We start from the raw sequence: 20425 nt of genomic DNA, 5'->3' as shown, positions 1-20425 counted from the left end.
CCGGCGTGGCCTCTCCGTCTCACCACCGCAGGGGCCGCACGAGTCGGCGGGCGACCCGAAGCCCGTTCTCCCTGACGAACGCGACCGCCCCGACCTTCGACTCGTCGAGGGCGTATCGTGGCGTTCCTTCGGCCTCGTCGACGTGGTAGACGATATCGTTGGCACTCGCTGCGTCGAGCGCCTCGCGGACCCGTGACTCCGTCAGGTCACAGGCCGCGGCCAGTTCCGGGACGGTCTTCGGTCCCGATTCGAGTTCCTCGGCGACCAGGTGCATGTGGTTCATGACCAGCAGCACGTCGTCGGCGTCCACCTCCTCCCGGGAGGGCTCGTCTCGCCGCCCCTCGACGAAATCGCGACGAGTGTCGAGCAGCACCCAGAGACCAGCGACGGCGGCGAGAACGGGGACGAAGAGCGGGTCCCCGGTCCCGACCTCGCGAAGCTCCAGCCCGACCCACACGACGCCGAGAAGGACGGCGAGCGCGCCGAGCCCGGCCTTCACCCACCGACCATCGACCCCTCGCGCCGTACGCGCAACTGCCGCGCCCTCGAGCACGAGCACCGCGGCGAAGAACGCGAGGACGACCGATTCGTCGTCGATGAGGACTGACAGGACGGCAACCGAGAGGCAGAACGAGACCACTGTCCGCCACGTGTATCGCTCGCCGGCTGCACGAAGGAGGGCATCTCGCATACCCGGGTCTGGCACCCGGCGGTACTTGAATCCAGGCGACACCTCACTGACAGCACACTTTCATCAGCGATGCCCGCGTCTCTTCACGTATGCCACTCCACGCGGTAGAGGACCTCGACGACGCGTACACCGTGACGCGCTCGTTCCTCGGCTCCCTCGGGCGGTCCGACTGGCTGAAGCTCGCCCTGGTCGTCCTGTTCGTCGGCGGCCCGGGCGCGAACTTCGCCTCGTTCCAGTACAGCGTCCCCGCAAACTCCGACGGCGGTGGGGTCCCGCCCGTCGATGTCGGCCAGCTCACCGTCCCCGACATCTGGCTCATCGCGGCCCTCGTGGCCGCCGTCGCTGCCTTCGTCGTCGCCCTGCTGCTCGTCGGGTCCATCATGGAGTTCGTCTTCGTCGAATCCCTGCGCCAGGAGACCGTCGCGATTCGGCGCTACTGGCGCGAGCACTGGCGGGCTGGCCTGGGCCTGTTCGGCTTCCGGCTCGTCCTCGGGCTGCTGGTGTTCGGCTCGGTGGCCCTGTTCGCCGGGTTGTTCGTGCTGACCATGCTGGGCGGTGGACCGCCCCGGTCGGTGTTCGCGGTGTTCGCGGTGGCGCTCGTGCTGGTGCCACTGTTCCTCGTCCTGGCCGTGATCGTCGGGGTCGTCAACGGGTTCACGACCGTGTTCGTCGTCCCCATCATGCTCGTCGAGGAGGTCGGCGTGCTCGCGGGCTGGCGACGGCTCTGGGGGACGATTCCGGCGAACTGGACGCAGTACCTCGCGTACGCCGTCGCCGGGGCCATCCTGTCGATGGTCGGCGGGGCGGTCGTCGGCATCGTGGCCGGTGTCGCGGCCCTGGTCCTGCTGGTCCCGTTCGGCGCGCTGTTCGGCGGGGGCTTCCTGCTGTTCTCAGCCGTCGAGGCGCTCGGCATCCTCGTCATGGCCGTCGCCGCGGTGCTGTTCGTGGTGTGTCTGGTGGCTGTGGCCGCGGTTGTGCAGGTCCCGGTCCAGACCTACCTCCGGTACTACGCCATGCTCGTCCTCGGCGACGTAGCTCCCGACCTCGACCCGGTGCCGGAACAGCGCTCGGCCGTCCGTGCAGACGACGAGGAGGGGGATGGCGGGAGTGGCGCTGGCGAATTCGACGAGAGTGATGGCGTCGGCGGTGCCGACGAAACCGACACACACAGACAGTAATTCAACTCTACTTTATCTACTTCAATCTGATTGGGAAGCATTTATCACGGCTCCGTAGCACAGGGAATACTGCGGCCGGCGACCACCCTCCCGACGTGCGGTTTGCCACGAGTGCCTGGCCGACGAGAGGCATCTCTGGCGACGGAACCGGACAGCCACGCGTCTCGACACGCCCCGGTCCTTCGGGCACGAGACGTGTCGGCGCGGTGGGCGTCATCACCCACACACCCGGTAGCGGGACGGTCGCATCGAGTCGTTCGCTTCACAGCATCCATGAGCAAGCAATCTACCGCACCGACCACCGACGTCCGGTCCATCCTCGACCGGGCACGCACAGGCCACGAGACCGACCTCCCCGAGACGGCGTGGGAGGACATCCACACCGATATCGAGCGCAGCCTCTACGACGGCGCGACCACCGACGAGGTGTACGAGGCGATCCTGCAGTCGCTCACCGCCCGGGTCGAGCGCGACCCCGAACTCAAGCGGGTCGCCGCGGCTGTCTTCCGCCAGCAGTACTACCGCGAGGTCATCGGCGAGGACCTGACCGGGTTCGACCTCGACCAGGCGTACCGCGCGACGTTCGTCACGAACGTCGAACGCGGTGTCGACCTCGGGCTGCTCGATGACCGTCTCCTCGACCGCTTCGACCTCGCCGACCTCGCCGAATACCTCGAACTCGACCGCGACGAGGAGTTCGAGTACATGGCGATGGAGACGCTGTACCAGCGCTACTTCCTCAAGACCGAGCAACACGGCGAGCGCCTCGAACTCCCGCAGGCGTTCTGGATGCGCGTCGCGATGGGGCTCGCCATCGAGGAAGACGACCCCCAGCAGCGGGCGAAGGAGTTCTACGACGTGCTCTCGAAGCTGGAGTTCACGCCCTCCTCGCCGACCCTGTTCCACAGCGGGACGGCCCATCCACAGCTCTCCTCCTGTTACCTGACCACGGTCGAGGACGACCTCGAGGGTATCTTCGACGCCTACAAGCACCACGCACAGCTCTCGAAGTGGAGCGGTGGCCTCGGCAACGACTGGACCAACCTCCGGGCCGCCGGGTCGCTCATCCAGTCGACCGGTGTCGAATCGACCGGCGTGGTCCCCTTCCTCCGCATCAGCAACGACGTGACCGCGGCCATCAACCGCTCGGGCAAGCGCCGCGGCGCGGCGTGTGCCTACCTCGCCTGCTGGCACCTCGACTTCCCGGCGTTCATAGACCTGAAGCGCAACACCGGCGACGAGCGCCGGCGGACCCCGGACATGAACACGGCGGCCTGGATACCGGACCTGTTCATGAAGCGGGTCCGAGCCGACGAGAAGTGGACCCTGTTCAGCCCGGACGAGGTGCCAGACCTCCACGAGTTGTCCGGCGAGGCGTTCGAAGAACGCTACCAAGAGTACGAACAGCAGGCCGAGGACGGCGAGCTCCGGCAGTACGAGCGCGTCGACGCCACCGATCTCTGGCGGCAGCTGCTCACGCGCCTGTTCGAGACTGGCCACCCGTGGGTGACGTTCAAGGACCCCTGCAACGTCCGGTCGCCGCAGGACCACGTCGGCACGGTCCACTCCTCGAACCTCTGCACCGAGATCACGCTCAACACCAGCCAGGACGAGCACGCCGTCTGCAACCTCGGGAGCGTCAACTACGCGACGCACGTGTCGGGCGGCGAGCTGGACCGCGAGCACCTCGCGGACACCATCGAGACGGCGATGCGGATGCTCGACAACGTCGTCGACCTCTGCTTCTACCCGACCGAGGAAGCAGAGCTTTCGAACATGCGCCACCGCCCCATCGGGCTCGGGACGATGGGGTTCCACGACGCCCTGCTGCGGCTGGACGTGCCGATGGCGTCCGAGGCGGCCGTCGAGAAGGCGAACCGTTGGCAGGAGTTCGTCTCCTACCACGCCATCCTGAACTCCTCGAAGCTGGCCGCCGAGCGCGAGCCCTACCCCTCCTACGAGGGGTCGAAGTGGGACCGCGGGCTGCTCCCGCAGGACACCGTCGACCTTCTCGAGGACGAGCGCCGCCGGGAGATTCCGACCGACCGCGAGGAGACGCTTGACTGGTACGTCGTCCGCGAACACGTCGAGGAACACGGGATGCGGAACTCGAACACCATGGCCATCGCGCCCACGGCGACCGTCTCGACCATCAACGGGACGACGCCCTCTATCGAACCGCTGTACTCGAACCTCTACGTCAAGTCGAACATGTCCGGCGACTTCACGGTCGTCAACGACCAGCTCGTCGCGGCCCTCCGGGAACGCGACCTCTGGGACGACGAGATGGTCGACCGCATCAAGTACCACGACGGGTCGATTCAGGAGATAGACGACATCCCCGACGACCTGCAGGAGCTGTACCGCGGCGCGTTCGAGATCGACCCGCGCCACCAGCTCCGGTTGACCGCACACCGCCAGACGTGGCTGGACCAGTCCATCTCGCACAACGTCTTCTTCCCGTCGACCGACGGTTCCCTGCTCGCCGACGTGTACGAGACCGCGTGGGAACTCGGCCTGAAGACGACCTACTACCTCCGGACACTCGGTGCCTCCCAGATAGAGAAGTCTACGCTCGATATGGCCGAGTACGGGAAGACACAGCACCGCGGCGGTGGCTCGTCGAAGACCGTCCAGTCAGACGGTGGCGAACCCGCCCAGGAAGGCGACCTCTGTCGGGTTGAGGACCCGACCTGTGACGCCTGCCAGTAACGCTTGCCGACCACCACTTCACAGTCTCTCACCGATGCCGATACTCAACGACGACACGGAACACGACCCGAACAAGATACTGCCGATAGACTACGACTGGGCCCGCGAGTACTACGAAGCGGGTGTGAACAACAACTGGGTGCCCCAGGAGATTCCGATGCAAGAGGACATCTCCCAGTGGAACGGGGACGCGCTCTCCGACGCCGAGCGCCAGCTCGTCGAGTGGAACCTCGGGTTCTTCTCGACGGCGGAGTCCCTCACCGCGAACAACATCGTGCTCGCGGTGTACGACCACGTGACCGCCCCCGAATGTCGTCAGTACCTGCTCCGACAGGCCTACGAGGAGGCCATCCACACCGACACGTTCATCTACTGCTGTGACTCCCTCGGGTTCGACCCCGAGTACCTCTACGGGATGTACGACCGCGTGCCCTCTATCGAGGAGAAAGACGAGTTCGTCGTCGACCTGACGCGGGTCATCAATCAGGACGACTTCACCATCGAGACGGACGAGGACCTCCGTGACTTCCTCCAGGACCTCGTCGGCTTCTACGTCATCATGGAGGGTGTCTTCTTCTACGCCGGCTTCGCGATGATGCTCGGCCTCAAGCGCCAGAACAAGATGGTCGGTGTCGGCCAGCAGTTCGAGTACATCATGCGCGACGAGTCGCTCCACCTCGGCTTCGGCGTCGACCTCATCAACCAGATTCGCGCCGAGAACCCCGGTGTCTGGACCGACGACTTCGGGGACGAGGTAATCGACCTCATCACCGAGGCGGTCGAACTGGAGCGGATATACGCCTACGAAGCCTGCCCCGACGATATCCTGGGGATGAGTCCAGACCAGTTCGCCGAGTACGTCGAACACGTCGCCGACCGTCGGCTCGGGCAGCTCGACCTGCCGGAACAGTACGGCACCGAGAACCCGTTCCCATGGATGTCCGAGCAGGTCGACCTCAACAAGGAGAAGAACTTCTTCGAGACGCAGGTCACGGAGTACCGGAGCGGCGGGAGCCTCGACTGGTAGCCCGGTCGTCGACCTGGAACGGTCTCAAACGGTCCCGTCGACGATGTCGGCGACGCGCTGGCGGTCGAACAGCTGTTCGTCGCTGGTCACCTCGCCGAACACCTCCGGGTAGAGCTGCTGTGCGCCACGTTCAGTCAGGAACAGGTTCTGTATCGGTCCCTGGAAGAGGTAGCCACCGCGGTAGACACGTCCCTCCTGGACCGCAGAGAGTTCGCTGGCGACAGGGTGGTACCGCATGAACGAGAGCACCGTGTCCCGGAACTCCTGTGCCGACTTGCGCTCGTGGGCCCGCAGCATGATGACGTCGGGGTCGACCTCGAGCATCGTCTCGTAGTCGATCTTCCCGCGGTCGGTGGTGCTCAGCCCCTCGATACCCGACCCGGCGAGCGCGTCACTGACGCCGAGGTCGTGCCACTGCTTCTTGCTCGTTCCCTTGTCGTTGAGGCGGTACGGCGAGAACTTCTCGGGTTCGTCGCTGCCGGCGTAGACGAGCAGGACGTTGGGGCGCTCGTCCGCCGGTGGGAGTCTGCGCTGGACGTCCGCGATGAACTTGTCGTGGAGCGCCTCGAAGGCCTCGTAGCGCTCCTGTTCGCCGAAGACCGTCGCGACCTTCTCGAACGCCTCGTAGAGGGTGTAGTAGCGGTAGTCGTGCCACTGGTCCTCCCGGCGGAAGTGCAGGTTGCCGACGAAGGGCCCGACGTTCTCGATTATCTCCTCGACGTCCCCTTCGCTCCAGTCGAACCAGTTGACGAGCATCTGGGGGTCCATCAGGTGGACGTCGTTGTCGAGTTCGTAGAATATCTCCTTGGACATGCCCGCTTCGCCGAGGTCGTTCGCTTCGATTGACTCGCGGTCGACGCTCACGCCCGGGAGTTCGTCGTAGACGTAGGTGTAGTACCGACCGGAACCGCCGATACCGGTCATACCGTCGCCCTTGCCGAGGGCAACGCCCATGTCGGCGTAGCCGCCGTCGTAGGCGACCCACTGCTCGGGGACCGACTCGAACGTGACCTCGCCGACGGGTGCCATCGTGACCGAGTACGGGGTGTCTTCAGTCGTCGTCTGTTCGGTCTGGGTCGACCCAGTATTACCGCCCGACTCTGTCGTTGTTGGCTCCGCGCCACCGCCGTCCTGTCCGGCACAGCCAGCTACCAGCCCACCCAGGGCCGTCGCACCACCGATTTTCAGGTAGTCGCGCCGCGTCGGTCCGTCGTGGGTCGTGTTTTCGCGCATCGTCAGAAGTCTCCGTTTATGATATCGGCAACGCGCTGGCGGTCGAACAGCTGCTCGTCGGCCGGCGTCTCACCGAGTCCCTTCCACGCCCCAAACGTCTCGGGGTAGAGCTGCTTGGCCGCGATCTCGGTCTGGAACAGGTTGATAATCGGTCCCTGGACGTTCTTCCCGCCGCGGTAGACGCGCCCGTTCTTCACCGCGGTCAGTTCCTTCCCGAGGTCGTCCTCGCGCATCACATCGACGACGCGGGTCTGGAAGTCCTCGACGGAGTCGGTGAACCCGAACGCGTTGTGCGAGATGAGCACGTCCGGGTCCGCCTCGAGCAGCGCCTCGTAGTTGACCTGCCCGTCCATGCTCACGCCGGCCTCGGCCCAGACGTTGTCGACGCCCAGGTCGCGGTACTGCTTCTTCGCCATCCCCGGCTGCGTCGGGTCGGTGAGGTAGAACACGCCTGAGCCGACGAACTGGTCACCGGGAATCAGGAACGCGAGTCCGACGGAGGGCCGCTCGGATTCCGGCGGCACTCGCTCGGAGATGGTCGAGAGCATCTCGTCGTGGACGGATTTGAACGCGGCAAACCGGTCCTCTGCCCGGAACGCGGTGGCGACCCGCTCGAACGCCTCGTACAGTGTGTAGTGCGGGTAGTTCGGGCCGATAGACTCCTGCGGACGGCGGATGAAGCTCCCGAGCCACGGTGCGACGGTATTCTCCAGTTCGGAGATGTCCGCCTCGTCGAACTCGAAGTAGTTCTTCGCGTTGTTCGGGTCGATGAGGAGCAGGTCCGGGTCGATATCGTAGAATATCTCCTTGTCGTACTCGCCCTCCTGCCGGAGCGGCGTAATCTGGGCGGGGTCGACGGAGACGCCCGGCAGTTCCGCGAGCATGTCCATCGGGAGGCTCTGGGTGTCCTGCATGCCGACGAGAGCGTCACCCTGGCCGAGCGCGATGAGCATGTCCGCGTAGTCCGCCCGGTAGACGACGACCGAGTCCGGAACCGATTCGAAGGTCACCTCGGTCCGTGGCTTCATCGAGACCGTCCACGACTCTGGAGTCTCTGTCTCCTCGGCCGACTCGTCCGTCGCCCCGGACTCGGTCGCCGCGGGTTCGTCCGTCGCCGTTGCGGTCTGTGTGCTGGTCGGTTCGGAGTCACCGGTATCGCTCTGCCCGGCACAGCCAGCAAGGAGGCTGCCGCCGACGAGGGCTGTGCCGTACTTGAGATACGCTCTTCTCGTTGGGTCGTTCGGACCGGTTTCGTCTTCGGACATAATTTTAGGCTCGCCTAAAGATTCATAACCGCTTCGATTTTTAGGTCGGCCTAAAAACAATGGCGGGTCGGATAGATGGACCAAGAGTCGGCTGGAGAACGGTCTACAGGTCCGACGAGACGCGAGCGACCACCGCGTCGGCAACGACGACGACCGAGAGGAGCGTCCCGACGAGGAACGAAACCAGTCCGCCCCAGCGGACGCCCGACTGGACGGCGTAGGACTCGTAGAGTCCCCAGCCCGAGACGAGCAGGCACGGCGTCGCGAACACGGCCAGAGCAGTGTCGGCCGAACTGTCAGACCAGACCGCCCGGGCGACGAGCGTCGCCCAGAGTGCCCCCGTGGCGAGCACGAACACCGGAACAGAGGCGAGGAAGCCATCGCGTCCGGAAGACGGTCCCCCCGGTAACGCGCCGAGTCGCAGCGCGTCGGCAGGCAGGACCGCGACCCCGACCAGCGTCAGGAACCCGGCCGCGAGCAGGTAGGATGCGAGGCGGGCGGTGCGCGCCGGTCCGGGTAGCAGGCCAGAGTCCGTCATTCCGAGTCGCCGTCGAGTGCGGCGTGTGGCGAGATGTGCGGCCCGGTCGGGCTCTCGCTGTCGACGGTCGCATCCACCTCGAAGACGTCCGCGAGGAGTTCCTCGGTGACGACCTCCTTGGGCGGGCCCCAGTCGTACAGTTCGCCGTCTTTCATCGCGACGAGGTTGTCCGCGAACCGGGCCGCCTGCCCGATGTCGTGGAGGACGACGCCGACGGTCACGCCCTGCTCGCGGTTGAGCGTCTGGACGACCTCCATCACGCGGAGCTGGTGGTGCAGGTCGAGGTACGTCGTCGGCTCGTCGAGCAACAGGACGTCTGTGTCCTGTGCGAGCACCATCGCGATCCAGGCGAGTTGCTTCTGGCCGCCGCTGAGGTTGTTCATCGACTTTTCCCGGAGGTGGTCGACCCCCGCGAGGTCGATGGCGCGTTCGACCGCGGCCTCGTCCTCCTCGGTGACCGACTCGAAGAAGCCCCGGTGTGGGTAGCGCCCGTGGTAGACCAGTTTCTCGACCGTGAGGCTCCCGGGCGATTCGTTCTCCTGCGAGAGCAGGCCCAGCCGCTGGGCGAGCGTCTTCGCGTCGACCGACTGTATCTCCTCGCCGTCGAGGAGCACGCGGCCGTGCCAGGGGTCGAGCTGGTTCGCCATCGATTTCAGGAGCGTACTCTTCCCGCTCCCGTTCGGGCCGACGAGCGCCGTGACCTCCCCCTCGGGGAGGACGACGGTGTCGACCTCGACGACGGGGTCCTCGGTCGCCGGGTAGCCGATGACGAGGTCGTTCCCCGTCAGCTCCGACGATTGCTGGGCTCTCGCGTCGCGGCCCTGTGCCGCGTCGGACCGACCGGTTTCACGTGCCGAGTCCGCTCGTGGTTCTCGTGGTGGCTGGTTCTCGACCATCAGACGTCACCCAGGTTCTCCTGTTTGCGCATCAGGTAGAGGAAGTACGGCCCGCCGACGAGGCCGGTCACGATACCGACCGGGATCTGGACGGGGTTCAACGCGAGTCTCGCGCCCACGTCCGCGGCGACCATCAGTGCGGGGCCGGCGAAGACGCAGCCGACGATGAGTTTCTTGTAGTCGCTGCCGACGAAGGTGCGGACCATGTGCGGGACGATGAGGCCGACGAACCCGACGATGCCGGCGACGGCGATGCTCGCGGCCGCCGCGAGGACCGCGACGCCGGAGAGCGCGAACCGCACCTTCTCGACGTTCATCCCGAGCGACTTCGCGGTGCTCTCACCGAGCAGGAGGACGTTCAACTGCCGAGAGCCGACCAGCGCCAGGAACAGCGCAAGGACGGTCCACGGCAGCGCCATCCGGACCTGCTCCCAGTCGGTACCGGTGAGCGAGCCGGTGGTCCACGCGATGGCGGACTGGACGACACCGATGTCGTCCGCGAAGAAGAACAGGCCGGTCTGGAGGCTGTTGAAGACGGTCCCGACGATGACGCCAGCGAGCACCAGCCGGACCGGCGAGGTCCCGTTCTTCCAGGCGATGGCGTAGACGATGAGGAACGCGACGGCACCGCCGACCGCGGCGATGAGGGGCAGGAACGTCGTGAGCCCGGAGAAGACGACGAGCGTGAGCAGTATCATCAGCCCGGCACCCGAGGAGACGCCGAGGATGAACGGGCTCGCCAGCTCGTTCCGGGTGACCGCCTGGAAGATGGCCCCCGAGACGGCCAGGTTCATGCCGACGAGGACTGCCACGAACACCCGCGGCAGGCGGATGTTCCAGACGATGAGGCTCTGCTTGTTCATCTCGGGGACCTCGCCGCCGAGGATGAACGCCTCCCACGCCTTCGGGTTCAGCACCACGTCGGGGTTGAACACCGCTTGCCACGCCTCGACGAGCGTCATGGAGAACGCGCCGAAGCTCACCTGCACCAGCCCGCCGAAGACGACGACGACGAGGCTCGCGAGACAGAGCGTGACCAGCGAACCGTCGACCCACCCGAGCACGCCCTCGCTGGTGGAGCCAGCGTGCGACCCGGACGTCGGTTCCCCCGCCATGCTCAGTCGTCAGCCTCCGGGGACTGTTCGGCCGGTGGCTCGCGCTCGGCCTCTATCCGGCGGGCGTACTCGAGGATGCGGTCGTCGTCGAGGTGCTCGAGGAGGCGGTCGTGGGCAGCCTCGGCCCGGCGCTCGACCGCCTCGTCGGTGATGTACGTCTCGAACCGGCGGTCGATCTCGCGGTCGAGCAGTTCCTCCCACTCGTCGTCGGCGAGAGCGTGGTCGTCCGGCCGGTTCTCCTCGGCCCACCGGACCCAGCGCTCGCGGTCGGCCCACTCGCCTTCGAGGTTCGACTCCTGGCGCAGCCAGTCGTAGTGGTCCACGACCGGGTCGAACAGGCCCTGCTCGGCGCGAACCTCGTCGACGACGGTCAGGGCGACCCGGGCACCGCGCCCGGCCGCGATGATGGCCTGGCGGTCGGTCTCCTCGGCCGGCGAGGCGACGTACAGGCCGTCGACCGGTGTCGTCCCGTCCATCTCGGGGTAGTCCCGGTCGAAGTGCTCGTGTTCCTCGCCGTCGTGTTCGTGGGTGAAGAACGCCTCGTCGCCGACGAGTGGGCGCATGTACTCGCCGTCGTACCGGGTCGCGGCGATGACCCTGGTCGCGGTGACCGCGTCGCCCTCCTGCAGGTCGACGAGGAAGCCCGCCTCGTCCTCGGTCCGCGTGACCGACTCGACCATGTCGGGGACGAGGTCGCAGCCCGCCTCCTCGATGTGGTCGTGCAGCAGGCCGTACAGCGTCTCGATGTCCATGCCGGCCGGGAACCCGGGGTAGTTCTCCAGGTGGGCACACCGCTGTATCGACGAGCGCCCCCGGTCGAAGACGGCAGTGTCGAGGCCGTACCGGGCGGTGAAGATCCCCGCTGCGGTGCCCGCCGGCCCGCCGCCGACGATTACCACGTCGAAGTCGTGCGTTTGCTCGGTGGTCATTTCAGAAGTCCCCGTTGATGATGTCTGCGACGCGCTGGCGGTCGAACAGTTGATTCTCCTCCGCTGGTGCCTCCATCCCGGTGGGTTCGCCGAACGTCTCTGGGTACAGTGCCTTCGCGAGGAGTTCGGTGTTGAACAGATTCATCACCGGCCCCTGCTCGAACTCGTGGTACGGGTACACCCGTTCATCCGAGATAGCGGTCACCTCGCTGGCGACCGGGTCGTCACGCAACGGACCGAGGATATCGTTCTCGAAGCTCTTCTCGGGGTCACGTAGCACGTTCATTCCCGCGTGATAGACGATGACCTCTGGGTCGACCTCGAGCAGGAGCTCGTAGTCGCCCTGGATGAAGTTGCTCTCTGCGGGGTACTGTCCGGCGAACGGGTCGTGCTCTGGGATCTCCAGGTCACGAAGTGGCTTCGTCTGGTAGCCAGGAACGGTCGGGTCCCGAACGTAGACGGTCTTTCCGTCACCCCAGTAGTTGGTGTTCAGGTACGCCACCGTGGGCCGGTCCTCGACAGGGGGGAACTGGGACGTGAGGTCCGCGACCAACTCGTCGTGAAGTGACCGGAACGCCTCCCCCCGGGCCTGGCTCTGGAACACCGCCGCGTACTTGTCGAGCCCCTCGTACAGCCCGTAGTACGGGTGGCCGTCGGTGTAGTCTGGTCGCCGCATCCAACTTCCGTGGAACGGGGCGACGTTCTCTTCCAGTTCGGCGATGTCGGTCTCCTCCAGCTCGAAGTACTCCATCGCGGGGTGGTGACCGATGAGGTGCATGTCGACGTCGAGTTCGTAGAACACCTCCTTGTCCGGGGTGCCATCCTCGCTCAGCGCCGTGACGTCTTCCATGTCCACCGAGACACCCGGGAGCTGGTCGAAGTACGCCGTCGGGAACGTCGAGGGGAACGCCGACGCGACGAGTCCATCTAGCTGTCCCAACGCGATCACCATATCCACCGGGCCCTGGTGGTACACCATGAACTTCTCGGGGACGGCGTCGAGGGTGTGACAGCCGTTCGGCTCCATACACACCTCGTACGACGAGGTGTCCGGTTCGGCGGTGTCTGCCTCTGTCGTCGACGGTGTTCCGGATTCCGTCGGCGTGCCGGTCTGTGTCGTCTCGGAGTCGCTCTGACCGGCACACCCGGCGAATAGGCTCCCGACTGCGGCGGCGGCGCCGTACGTGAGGTAGTCTCTGCGCGTTGGTTCGTCGAATCTGCTGTCGTCGTTCATGATTAGAAGTCCCCGTTGACGATGTCTGCGACGCGCTGGCGGTCGAACAGCTGCTCGTCCACGTCGTAGAGCTGACCGGCGGTGCGCTCGGTCAGCACCATGTTGGTGATTGGGCCCTGGTAGAGTCCGCCCGCGCGGTACACGTCGCCGTTCTGGACGGCGGTGAGGGCGCTGGCCGTGCTGTGCTCCTCCAGCGAGGCGACGACGGTGCTCTGGAACTCGGACTCGCTCTTGGCCTCGTACCCGCGCAGCATGAGCACCTCGGGGTCGACTTCCAGCAGCGTCTCGACGTCGATGGCGGCGCGGCTCCCGTGGAAGTCCTTCACGTCGGTGTCCGCGAGCGCGTCCTGCACGTTGAGGTCGCGGAGGTGCTTGAACCCGGTGCCGCCGCCGATGATGTAGGGATAGAACTTCTCCGGTGCGTCACCTACACCCCAGAGGACCGCGGCCTCGGGTGCCTCGGCCTTCGTGGGAACGTGCGGGGCGAGGGTCGCCTGGAAGTCGTCGTGCAGGCGCTCGAACGCCTCGTACCGGTCGGTGCGCTGGAAGACCTGTGCGAGCTTCTCGAAGCCCTCGTAGAGGGTGTAGTAGCGGTAGTCCTCGTGCCACGGGTAGTGCTGGGCGTAGATGCAGTTCCCGAAGATGGGCCCGATGTTCGCCGAGACCTCCTCGACGTCGGCCTGCTCCCAGCCACGGAAGCGGTTCTGCAGGAAGTTCGGGTCCATGACGTGGACGTCGGCGTCGAGTTCGTAGAACAGCTCCTTGCTGACGCCGTCCTGGTACAGCGACACCATGTCGCTCTTGTCCACGGAGAGTCCCGGAATCTCGTCGTAGTACTGCGTGTGGTAGCGACCGGTCAGCCAGACGGCCTTCGGCGGCTCGAGGCCGAGTGCGATACCCATGTCGGCCCAGCTCCCGTTGTTCGCGACCCAGGTCTCGGGGACGCTGTCGAACGAGACCTCGCCGACCGGCTCGATGGCGACCGAGTACGAGCCCGACTCCGACTCGCTCTGCTCGGTGGCCTCGTCGGTCCCGGCCGCGGTGGCCGTGTTGGTCGAGGCGTCGGTCGCTGTCTCGGTCGGCTCTGCGGTGGACTCGCCCGAGCTGCCGGCGCAGCCAGCCAGAAGGGCGCTGCCGAGGAGCGCGCTTCCGTACTGCAGATACTTGCGCCGTGTCGGTTCCTTCTGGTTCGTCGTATCGTCGTTCATAGGATTTAGGCTCGCCTAAAGGAATAAACCGCTTACGATTTTTTGGCCAACCTAAACCCTAGCCATCGATTCAACAGTCCGTGGCGTCATCTCCCCGACGGCGCCGAGGATGAGAGAGAACGCGTGAGGAGACCCCGTGCTGGACCGTAGTCAGACCGTGGTCGGTCTGGTGTGTAATTCGATATGTACGTCGCGGCGCTGGCCTTCGAGGTCCGCAATCGCCCGTTCGAAGACGGTCTCAGCTTCTCGAATCGCGATGGGTTTGATGCGGTCGATGACCCAGTCGAGCGAGACGAACGGCGGTAACCGGAGCCCGGCGAGGCGCGACGCGGCGCGGTCGAACTCGATGCGGAGGCGGACACGTGTCGCCGGGCCGCCGTCTGCCTGTGCCTGCTCGGATTCCGGCGGGACGTCCTCCAGCGCCCAGAACCCCTCGGCCCGTACGTCCCGCGGGACGTCCCAGTCGATGCGCTCGGGCCGGTCGATGCCGGTCACCCGCGGCGAGAGCGTGTACTCCAGCTTCCACCACTGCAGGGTGATGTCGAACTGGCAGCCCACGCCCTCACCGTGTTTCGTCACGTCCGAGACGTAGCGCGAGTACTGCTCGTGGTTGGTGAAGTCGAAGAGGAACTCGAACGCCTCCTCCTTCGGGACGTACACCACGGTCGATATCTCGATGGCGTCCACACGGGGAGATAGGCCCGTATCGAGTTGAATCCTCGCCTCGCGGTCAGTCGGTCGATCCCCTGCGTTCAGCGAGTACTTCCCGGGCCTCCGGCGGCGACATCGGCCGGTTGTAGATGGTCGAGCCCGGTTCCTGCAGGCGGCCACCCTCGACCAGCCCGCCGGTGTCCATCGCGACGAACCCGATCTCGCGCACCAGGTCGGCGACGATGTCCTTGGCGTGGCGGTCGTCACCGGCCATGAACACGACCAGCCGGTCCTCTGCGGGTGCCTCGGGCCGAGATTCGTCGCGAAGCGTCTCCCAGTGCATCGTGTTGAACGCCTTGACGAGCCTGGCGTCAGGGAGCTGGTCGGCGATGGCCTCGCTGGCGGTCTCTTCGCTGAGGTCGATGACCTCGAACTCGGCGGAGTAGGGGTTCGTCGCGTCGATTACCACCTTCTCGGCGAACAGGGCAGCGTCCGGAAGCTCGTCACGAGCGCGCCAGGGCAGTGCGAGTACCACGAGTTCCGCGTGGTCGACGGCCTCGGCCGGCGTCGCCGCACAGGCGTGCTCGCCCAGCTCCTCCACGAGGTCAGCGAGCGACGCCGGCTCCCTGGAGTTCGAGAGAATCACGTCGTGGCCGGCCGCTACAAGGTGTCTCGCGAGCGTTTCCCCGATGTTCCCGGTCCCGACCAATCCGACGTTCATACGGGAGGACAGGCACCCCGTCGAGAAACCGCTACCGCCGCGGGCAGTGGAGTCGGACCCGGTACCCTCTCGACCCACCGAGACGGGCCAGACTGGTCAGGGGATGACCGAGACGGCAACCCTGTTCGCCCGGATGACCGTCTCGGTGGCGCTCCCGATGACGAGCCGGTCGACCGTGTTTCCGCCGTGATGGCCCATCACGACGTGGTCGATGTCCCGGTCCGCGACGAGTTCCAGGATGTCCTTCCCGATCTTGTTCGCGTACCGCATCCGGTAGATTCCGACGTCGAACGCCAGCTCTGGCGTCGAGTCGGACCCACCTGCTCGACAGACCGTCCGGGCCCGTTCGAGCAACTGCTCGATGGATTCGTCCTCGTAGTCCGTGATGTGGACCACGTCGAGAGTCCCGTCGTACCGGTCGGTGAACTCGACTGCGAACTCCAGCGCCCTGAAACTACAGTCCGAGCCATCTATCGGTGCCAGTACGTGCATGACAGAACAGACTGCCCCGTGTCGAATAATGATTGTGACACTAGGGACGACAGCGCCCGGAGTCGCCCCGAGACGGGGCCAAACGACCGATTCTTACCGGCCGGCCACGGCCCTAATCTGCTGTTACGTGGGACCGCCGCTTGCTAACGGCTGATTCGGTCTGACATGAGAATCCCGGTTGAGTACTTAAACCTGACGGCCAATCAGGGCATACAGCTATATTCCTAGACAACGAGTAACGTAATGGAGGGGGAGTAACCGGTGTCAATAAGTACGCCATCAGTAGATAGTAGAATCATCCCTACAACGAGCGAGAATCGACTCGACGAGGGAGACATACACTCGATATTAAGTAACGAACGTCGGCGGGAGGTTCTGAAACACCTCCGGAGCCACGGTGGGGAATCGACCCTCAGAGACCTGTCTGAGGCGATCGCCGAGGCCGAGACTGGGGAGTCGCCGCCGCCACGAAACATCAGAGACAGCGTCTACGCGTCGCTGCACCAGACGCACCTGCCGATGCTCGACAAGCTCGGGGTCATCGACTACGAGTCGAATCTGAAGACCGTCACGCTGACCGAACGGTCCCGTGACCTCGTGCCCTACACCACCGTCATGAGCTCGACCGGGCTCGCGTGGTACCAGCACTACCTGCTTATCGGACTGGTCGCCATGGTCACCGTCTTCGCCGCCGAAGTCGGATTCCCGGTCATCGATCTGCTCGGGACGGCCGTCTGGGCCGGGCTGTTCACCATCATCCTGGTCGCATCGTTCGTCGTACAGCTGTCCGCTGGCACGGCCCCGCTGGCGCGTGTCGGTCGCTTCCTCCGGGACTTCCGGACTGGATAGACCGACGCCCTCTGTATCACCACACCTTCTGTACCCGTACCACGACACCAGCAGTCACGTCACCACGACTGCTGGACGACGTTCTCCGGCTCCTCGCCGTCGAGCGCCCGCTTGACGTCGGCGGCAATCGTCTCGTTCACGTCGCGCCTGGCCTCCTCGGAGTACCAGCCGGCGTGCGGGGTGACCACCGTGTCTTCCCGCCCGACGAGCGGCGAGTCCGCTGGCGGTTCCTCCGTGAGCACATCGAGGCCGGCCGCCGCAACCTGTCCGGACTCCAGCGCCGCAACCAGCGCGTCCTCGTCGATGACTGCCCCACGACCGGTGTTGACGAGGACGGCTCCGGGGCCGAGGCGGTCGAAGGCATCGGTGTCGAGCATTCCCCGGGTCTCGTCGGTCAGCGGTGCATGCACCGAAAGCAGGTCCGAATCGTCGAGTAGCGTCTCGAAATCGACCGCTTCCACGCCGTAGTCGGCCATTGTCCCTGATTCGACGTACGGGTCGTGGGCGACCAGCCGGCAGTCGAACCCCGAGACGAGCTCCGTGAACCGGCGCGCGATGGGACCGAACGCGAGCAGCCCGATGGTCTGGCCCCGCAGTCGATGGAGTTCGCGGGTCCCACCCCAGTCCCACTCGCCGGCCCGGACCGACCGGTCGTACGCTGGAATCGACCGCACGCAGGCGAGCGCGAGCGAGAGCGCGTGGATCGCCACCTCGTCGGTGCAGTACTCCGGACAGTTGACGACCTGCACGTCTGCCGCGGCTGCCGCGTCGAGGTCGATGCCATCGACACCGACCGCCGAACGCGCGATTACCGTCAGGTCGAGCGCCTCGATGACGTTTGCTGGGACCGGGGTATCGACGTTGGCGACCACGGCGTCCGCGTCGACCTCCCGGGCGGCTTCGAGGACTGCTTCGGCCGACCCGAGGCGTCGTTCGTGGATTTCGGCGTCGGGGCCGAGGATGCGTTGAAAAACCTCAGGGTCGAGCTTCGGATGGTCCGAGAGGAGCACCGAGTACATGTCTGAACTTTGGGCCGTCGGCCACTTGACGGTTGGCGGGCGTGCTCACGTCGCGGGAATCATCCGCGACCTCCACCCGAACCGGCAATCCGCCCGAACCGGCAAACCCGCAGACGGGCAGAACGGTCAAGACCACCCGGGCCGATTCACGGGACGACTGATGAGCGCGATTCGAACCGAGAACCTCCGCAAGACCTACGGCGACGTCACCGCGCTCGCCGACCTCTCGCTTGATATCGGCCGTGGCGAACTGTTCGCCGCCCTGGGGCCGAACGGCGCGGGGAAGACGACGACCATCAAGATTCTGACCGGGCAACTGGAGCCCGATTCGGGGACCGCCTCGGTGCTGGGCCACGACCCGGTCTCGAACCCGGTCGAGACGCGCCGCCACATCGGTATCCTCCCCGAACAGGAGTCCCCACCGAGTTTCATGACCCCCCGGGAGTACTTCGACTTCGTCGGCACGGTGCGCGACCTCGACCAGCAGGTCGTCGACTCGCGGGTCGAGACGTGGGCGAATCGCCTCTCGTTCGCCGAGAAGCTCGACACCCTCAACACGGACCTCTCGCGCGGCCAGCAGCAGAAGGTGATGATAACACAGGCGTTCCTCCACGAGCCCGAGGTCGTGTTCATCGACGAGCCCCTCGCCAATCTGGACCCCATCGTCCAGGAGCGCACCAAGCGCTTCCTGACGAACTACCGCGATGCGGGCAACACCATCTTCATCTCGACCCACCACATCGAGGTCGCCGAGGAGATCTGTTCCCGGGTGGGCATCGTCTACCGCGGCGAACTCATCGCCGAGCGCCGGCCCGACGAGCTGGACGAGGGCGAGTCCCTGCTGGACACCTTCATGGCGAACGTCGACGACGACGTGGACTGGCAGGAACCGGAGGCGGTGGTCGGTGACGACTGACCTCGACCGCCGGCTGTTCGTCGAGATGTTCCGCGAGGAGTGGCGACTCCACAGCCAGCTCTTCGGCGGCGGCCGGTTCGCCGGCTTCCCGGTGTTCGTCACGGCCATCACGGCCGGTGCGGTGTACCTGCTCACCACGACCGGGACCGCCGTCGGGTCGGTCCTGGCGGGGGTCCACGCGCTCGCGTTCTTCTTCGGGCTTCATACGGGCAGCGTCGGCTTCGTCGGCCGCGACGCCATGCGGAACCTGCTCGGCGACATGACGCTCGTGGTGTTCACGGCCCGGACCCTCCCTATCTCCCAGCGCAAGCTGCTCGGTATCTTCCTCGTGAAGGACGCGGTGTACTACGCGCTGCTGTTCCTCTTGCCCATCACGCTCGGGTTCGTCCCGGCCGTGCTCACCGGTGCCGGCATCGGCTGGCTCGCCCTGCCCACGCTGTGGGCGACGACCACCGCGACGTTCGTCCTCGGTGTGGCCGTTACCTTCGCCGCCATCGGCCTCTCGACGCGGGGTGCACCCGGGAAGCTCCTGCTCCTCGGACTGGCCGCCGCCGCCGGGCTGGCCTACGCCGCCGGCATCGACTTCGTCGCCTACACGCCCTACGGGCTGTTCGACGGCGGGACGGTCGTCGAGGCCGTCGCCGCACTCGCCCCGATTCCGCTCCTGCTCGCCCTCGGTGTCGCGGTGTACGACACCAGCTACGTCACCCCCGCCAGAACCGCGGGCCGGACCTTCCTCACCTGGCAGGACGCGCTCCCCTTCGACGCCGACGGGCTCACCGTGAAATCGCTGCTGGACGTGCATCGCTCCTCCGGCGGGTTCCTCAAGGTACTGTTCTCCGGCGGCGTGCTCTTCGCGGTGAGTGCCTTCCTGCTCGACCTCGCCGAGACGATCACTGGGCTGTCGCCCTCGACCGGCGTCTCCTTCGGGGCGATTCTCGGGCTGACTGCCTTCACGACCTACAACTGGGTCACGCAGTTCGACGACGTGCAGGAGTACCAGTTGTATCCAGTCTCCGTCGCGGCCGTCTTCCGCGCGAAGTTCCGCGCCTTCCTGGTGCTCGGTGTGCCAACCGGCCTGTTGTACTTCCTCGGGGCCATCGCCTGGCGCGGCTCGCCCGTCGACGAGGCCGTCGTCGGCCTGCTGCTCCTGCTCGGCCTCGAATGCTACCTGTTCGGGCTGACGGTGTACCTCGCCGGATTCCAGCCAAACGAGTTCCTGTTCGACACCGTGCTGTTCGCCGCGTTCGGCGGTGCAGTCGCCCTGATTCTGGTCCCCGTGCTCGTGGTCGGGCTGGTGCTCGCGCCGGTGAATGTGACCCTGCTGGCCGCACTCGGCGTGGCGAGTGTCGTGGCTGGCGGGCTCGGCATCGCGCTGTACCGGCGGGCGGTGCCGAAGTGGGAACGGCATCACCGGCAGTAATAGACCGAGGGTGCGAGTGGATCATCGAAACTTATTGCTCAATTACTCGATATTATCGAGTATGGATATCCCCGGTGGAGGTAGTGGACCACTCATTCCCCTCGACGAGTCGACTGATGGTTCGGATAGCCCCTGGGTAATAGTCGCAATCCTTCTCATAGTTCTCGCGCTTGTAGTGCTGTTCTATGTCGCGTGATTCGTGTTAACGGCGCGAGTCCATAGGTTACTCAACTGAACACTGTTGAATAGAGAGGGCTCACAGCGCTGGACTCATCCTCTGTATGCAGCACGCCTCTTCTGACAAAGTTCAGGGGAGTATCTGCGGTCG

Annotated in this window: 19 protein-coding genes; 6 read left to right on the top strand and 13 right to left on the bottom strand. The window is 65.7% G+C overall.

The annotated features are described in order from the left end of the window. Positions 1–19: 19 nt before the first annotated feature. On the bottom strand, positions 20–691 hold the full coding sequence (locus N6C22_RS20870; protein WP_261653148.1) for a hypothetical protein: 672 nt from the start codon (positions 689–691) through the stop codon (positions 20–22). Between the two features lie 89 nt (positions 692–780). Between N6C22_RS20870 and N6C22_RS20865 the strand changes: the two genes are divergently transcribed. The 3 genes from N6C22_RS20865 (at position 781) to N6C22_RS20855 (ending at position 5608) form a co-directional block, all read left to right on the top strand. Next, a complete protein-coding gene (locus N6C22_RS20865) occupies positions 781–1869 on the top strand; it encodes a hypothetical protein (RefSeq protein WP_261653147.1) in 1089 nt (362 codons plus the stop codon). A 111-nt stretch (positions 1870–1980) separates the two neighbouring features. Next, positions 1981–4581 carry a ribonucleoside-diphosphate reductase subunit alpha gene (locus N6C22_RS20860; protein ID WP_261653146.1) on the top strand — a complete coding sequence of 867 codons (2601 nt, stop codon included), beginning with the start codon at positions 1981–1983 and terminating at the stop codon, positions 4579–4581. A 34-nt stretch (positions 4582–4615) separates the two neighbouring features. Beyond that, entirely contained in the window at positions 4616–5608 is a 993-nt protein-coding gene (locus tag N6C22_RS20855; protein WP_261653145.1) for a ribonucleotide-diphosphate reductase subunit beta, read from the top strand. Between the two features lie 24 nt (positions 5609–5632). On the opposite strand, the gene N6C22_RS20850 is transcribed toward N6C22_RS20855, so the two are convergent. From N6C22_RS20850 to N6C22_RS20800, 11 genes are all read right to left on the bottom strand, one after another. Then, entirely contained in the window at positions 5633–6841 is a 1209-nt protein-coding gene (locus N6C22_RS20850; RefSeq protein WP_261653144.1) for an ABC transporter substrate-binding protein, read from the bottom strand. A gap of 2 nt (positions 6842–6843) precedes the next feature. After that, the gene (locus tag N6C22_RS20845) at positions 6844–8106 is read right to left on the bottom strand and encodes an ABC transporter substrate-binding protein (protein WP_261653143.1); all 1263 of its coding nucleotides are present in this window, start codon (positions 8104–8106) and stop codon (positions 6844–6846) included. A gap of 103 nt (positions 8107–8209) precedes the next feature. Next, positions 8210–8644 (bottom strand): hypothetical protein, encoded by a 435-nt coding sequence (locus N6C22_RS20840; RefSeq protein ID WP_261653142.1) that lies wholly within the window; start codon positions 8642–8644, stop codon positions 8210–8212. Next, positions 8641–9540: an ABC transporter ATP-binding protein gene (locus N6C22_RS20835; RefSeq protein ID WP_261653141.1), complete on the bottom strand. Its 900-nt coding sequence runs from the start codon at positions 9538–9540 to the stop codon at positions 8641–8643. Before N6C22_RS20835 ends, N6C22_RS20840 begins: the two co-directional genes overlap by 4 nt. Further along, positions 9540–10655: an iron ABC transporter permease gene (locus N6C22_RS20830; protein WP_261653140.1), complete on the bottom strand. Its 1116-nt coding sequence runs from the start codon at positions 10653–10655 to the stop codon at positions 9540–9542. The genes N6C22_RS20835 and N6C22_RS20830 overlap by 1 nt, the downstream gene beginning before the upstream one ends. 2 nt (positions 10656–10657) lie before the next feature. Continuing rightward, a complete protein-coding gene (locus N6C22_RS20825) occupies positions 10658–11584 on the bottom strand; it encodes an FAD-dependent oxidoreductase (RefSeq protein WP_261653139.1) in 927 nt (308 codons plus the stop codon). Between the two features lies 1 nt (position 11585). Continuing rightward, on the bottom strand, positions 11586–12818 hold the full coding sequence (locus N6C22_RS20820) for an ABC transporter substrate-binding protein (protein WP_261653138.1): 1233 nt from the start codon (positions 12816–12818) through the stop codon (positions 11586–11588). 2 nt (positions 12819–12820) lie between these two features. After that, on the bottom strand, positions 12821–14026 hold the full coding sequence (locus N6C22_RS20815) for an ABC transporter substrate-binding protein (RefSeq protein ID WP_261653137.1): 1206 nt from the start codon (positions 14024–14026) through the stop codon (positions 12821–12823). 150 nt (positions 14027–14176) lie between these two features. Then, the gene (locus N6C22_RS20810; RefSeq protein WP_261653136.1) at positions 14177–14713 is read right to left on the bottom strand and encodes an SRPBCC family protein; all 537 of its coding nucleotides are present in this window, start codon (positions 14711–14713) and stop codon (positions 14177–14179) included. A 43-nt stretch (positions 14714–14756) separates the two neighbouring features. Next, on the bottom strand, positions 14757–15398 hold the full coding sequence (locus tag N6C22_RS20805; protein ID WP_261653135.1) for an NADPH-dependent F420 reductase: 642 nt from the start codon (positions 15396–15398) through the stop codon (positions 14757–14759). Positions 15399–15494: 96 nt separating this feature from the next. Continuing rightward, positions 15495–15890 (bottom strand): universal stress protein, encoded by a 396-nt coding sequence (locus tag N6C22_RS20800; RefSeq protein ID WP_261653134.1) that lies wholly within the window; start codon positions 15888–15890, stop codon positions 15495–15497. Positions 15891–16409: 519 nt separating this feature from the next. Here N6C22_RS20800 and N6C22_RS20795 point away from each other — a divergent pair. Continuing rightward, positions 16410–16739: a hypothetical protein gene (locus tag N6C22_RS20795; RefSeq protein WP_261653133.1), complete on the top strand. Its 330-nt coding sequence runs from the start codon at positions 16410–16412 to the stop codon at positions 16737–16739. Positions 16740–16798: 59 nt separating this feature from the next. Here N6C22_RS20795 and N6C22_RS20790 read toward each other — a convergent pair whose 3' ends face one another. Then, entirely contained in the window at positions 16799–17758 is a 960-nt protein-coding gene (locus N6C22_RS20790) for a C-terminal binding protein (RefSeq protein WP_261653132.1), read from the bottom strand. A 160-nt stretch (positions 17759–17918) separates the two neighbouring features. On the opposite strand from N6C22_RS20790, the gene N6C22_RS20785 reads away from it, so the two are divergent. Both N6C22_RS20785 and N6C22_RS20780 read left to right on the top strand, forming a co-directional pair. Then, positions 17919–18674, top strand: a complete 756-nt coding sequence (locus N6C22_RS20785) for an ABC transporter ATP-binding protein (RefSeq protein WP_261653131.1) — start codon at positions 17919–17921, stop codon at positions 18672–18674. Next, complete coding sequence (locus tag N6C22_RS20780; protein ID WP_261653130.1) at positions 18664–20097, top strand: hypothetical protein; 1434 nt, start codon at positions 18664–18666, stop codon at positions 20095–20097. The genes N6C22_RS20785 and N6C22_RS20780 overlap by 11 nt, the downstream gene beginning before the upstream one ends. Positions 20098–20425: the final 328 nt, after the last annotated feature.

The organism is Haloarchaeobius sp. HME9146 (assembly GCF_025399835.1).
Lineage (GTDB): Archaea > Halobacteriota > Halobacteria > Halobacteriales > Natrialbaceae > Haloarchaeobius.
This window is presented reverse-complemented; position numbering and strand designations above follow the sequence as displayed.

Coding starts and splice junctions, on each gene's coding strand:
- N6C22_RS20870 (WP_261653148.1), bottom strand. CDS start 691: ATGCGAGATGCCCTCCTTCGTGCAGCCGGCGAGCGATACACGTGGCGG.
- N6C22_RS20865 (WP_261653147.1), top strand. CDS start 781: ATGCCACTCCACGCGGTAGAGGACCTCGACGACGCGTACACCGTGACG.
- N6C22_RS20855 (WP_261653145.1), top strand. CDS start 4,616: ATGCCGATACTCAACGACGACACGGAACACGACCCGAACAAGATACTG.
- N6C22_RS20850 (WP_261653144.1), bottom strand. CDS start 6,841: ATGCGCGAAAACACGACCCACGACGGACCGACGCGGCGCGACTACCTG.
- N6C22_RS20845 (WP_261653143.1), bottom strand. CDS start 8,106: ATGTCCGAAGACGAAACCGGTCCGAACGACCCAACGAGAAGAGCGTAT.
- N6C22_RS20840 (WP_261653142.1), bottom strand. CDS start 8,644: ATGACGGACTCTGGCCTGCTACCCGGACCGGCGCGCACCGCCCGCCTC.
- N6C22_RS20835 (WP_261653141.1), bottom strand. CDS start 9,540: ATGGTCGAGAACCAGCCACCACGAGAACCACGAGCGGACTCGGCACGT.
- N6C22_RS20830 (WP_261653140.1), bottom strand. CDS start 10,655: ATGGCGGGGGAACCGACGTCCGGGTCGCACGCTGGCTCCACCAGCGAG.
- N6C22_RS20825 (WP_261653139.1), bottom strand. CDS start 11,584: ATGACCACCGAGCAAACGCACGACTTCGACGTGGTAATCGTCGGCGGC.
- N6C22_RS20820 (WP_261653138.1), bottom strand. CDS start 12,818: ATGAACGACGACAGCAGATTCGACGAACCAACGCGCAGAGACTACCTC.
- N6C22_RS20815 (WP_261653137.1), bottom strand. CDS start 14,026: ATGAACGACGATACGACGAACCAGAAGGAACCGACACGGCGCAAGTAT.
- N6C22_RS20805 (WP_261653135.1), bottom strand. CDS start 15,398: ATGAACGTCGGATTGGTCGGGACCGGGAACATCGGGGAAACGCTCGCG.
- N6C22_RS20800 (WP_261653134.1), bottom strand. CDS start 15,890: ATGCACGTACTGGCACCGATAGATGGCTCGGACTGTAGTTTCAGGGCG.
- N6C22_RS20795 (WP_261653133.1), top strand. CDS start 16,410: ATGCTCGACAAGCTCGGGGTCATCGACTACGAGTCGAATCTGAAGACC.
- N6C22_RS20790 (WP_261653132.1), bottom strand. CDS start 17,758: ATGTACTCGGTGCTCCTCTCGGACCATCCGAAGCTCGACCCTGAGGTT.
- N6C22_RS20785 (WP_261653131.1), top strand. CDS start 17,919: ATGAGCGCGATTCGAACCGAGAACCTCCGCAAGACCTACGGCGACGTC.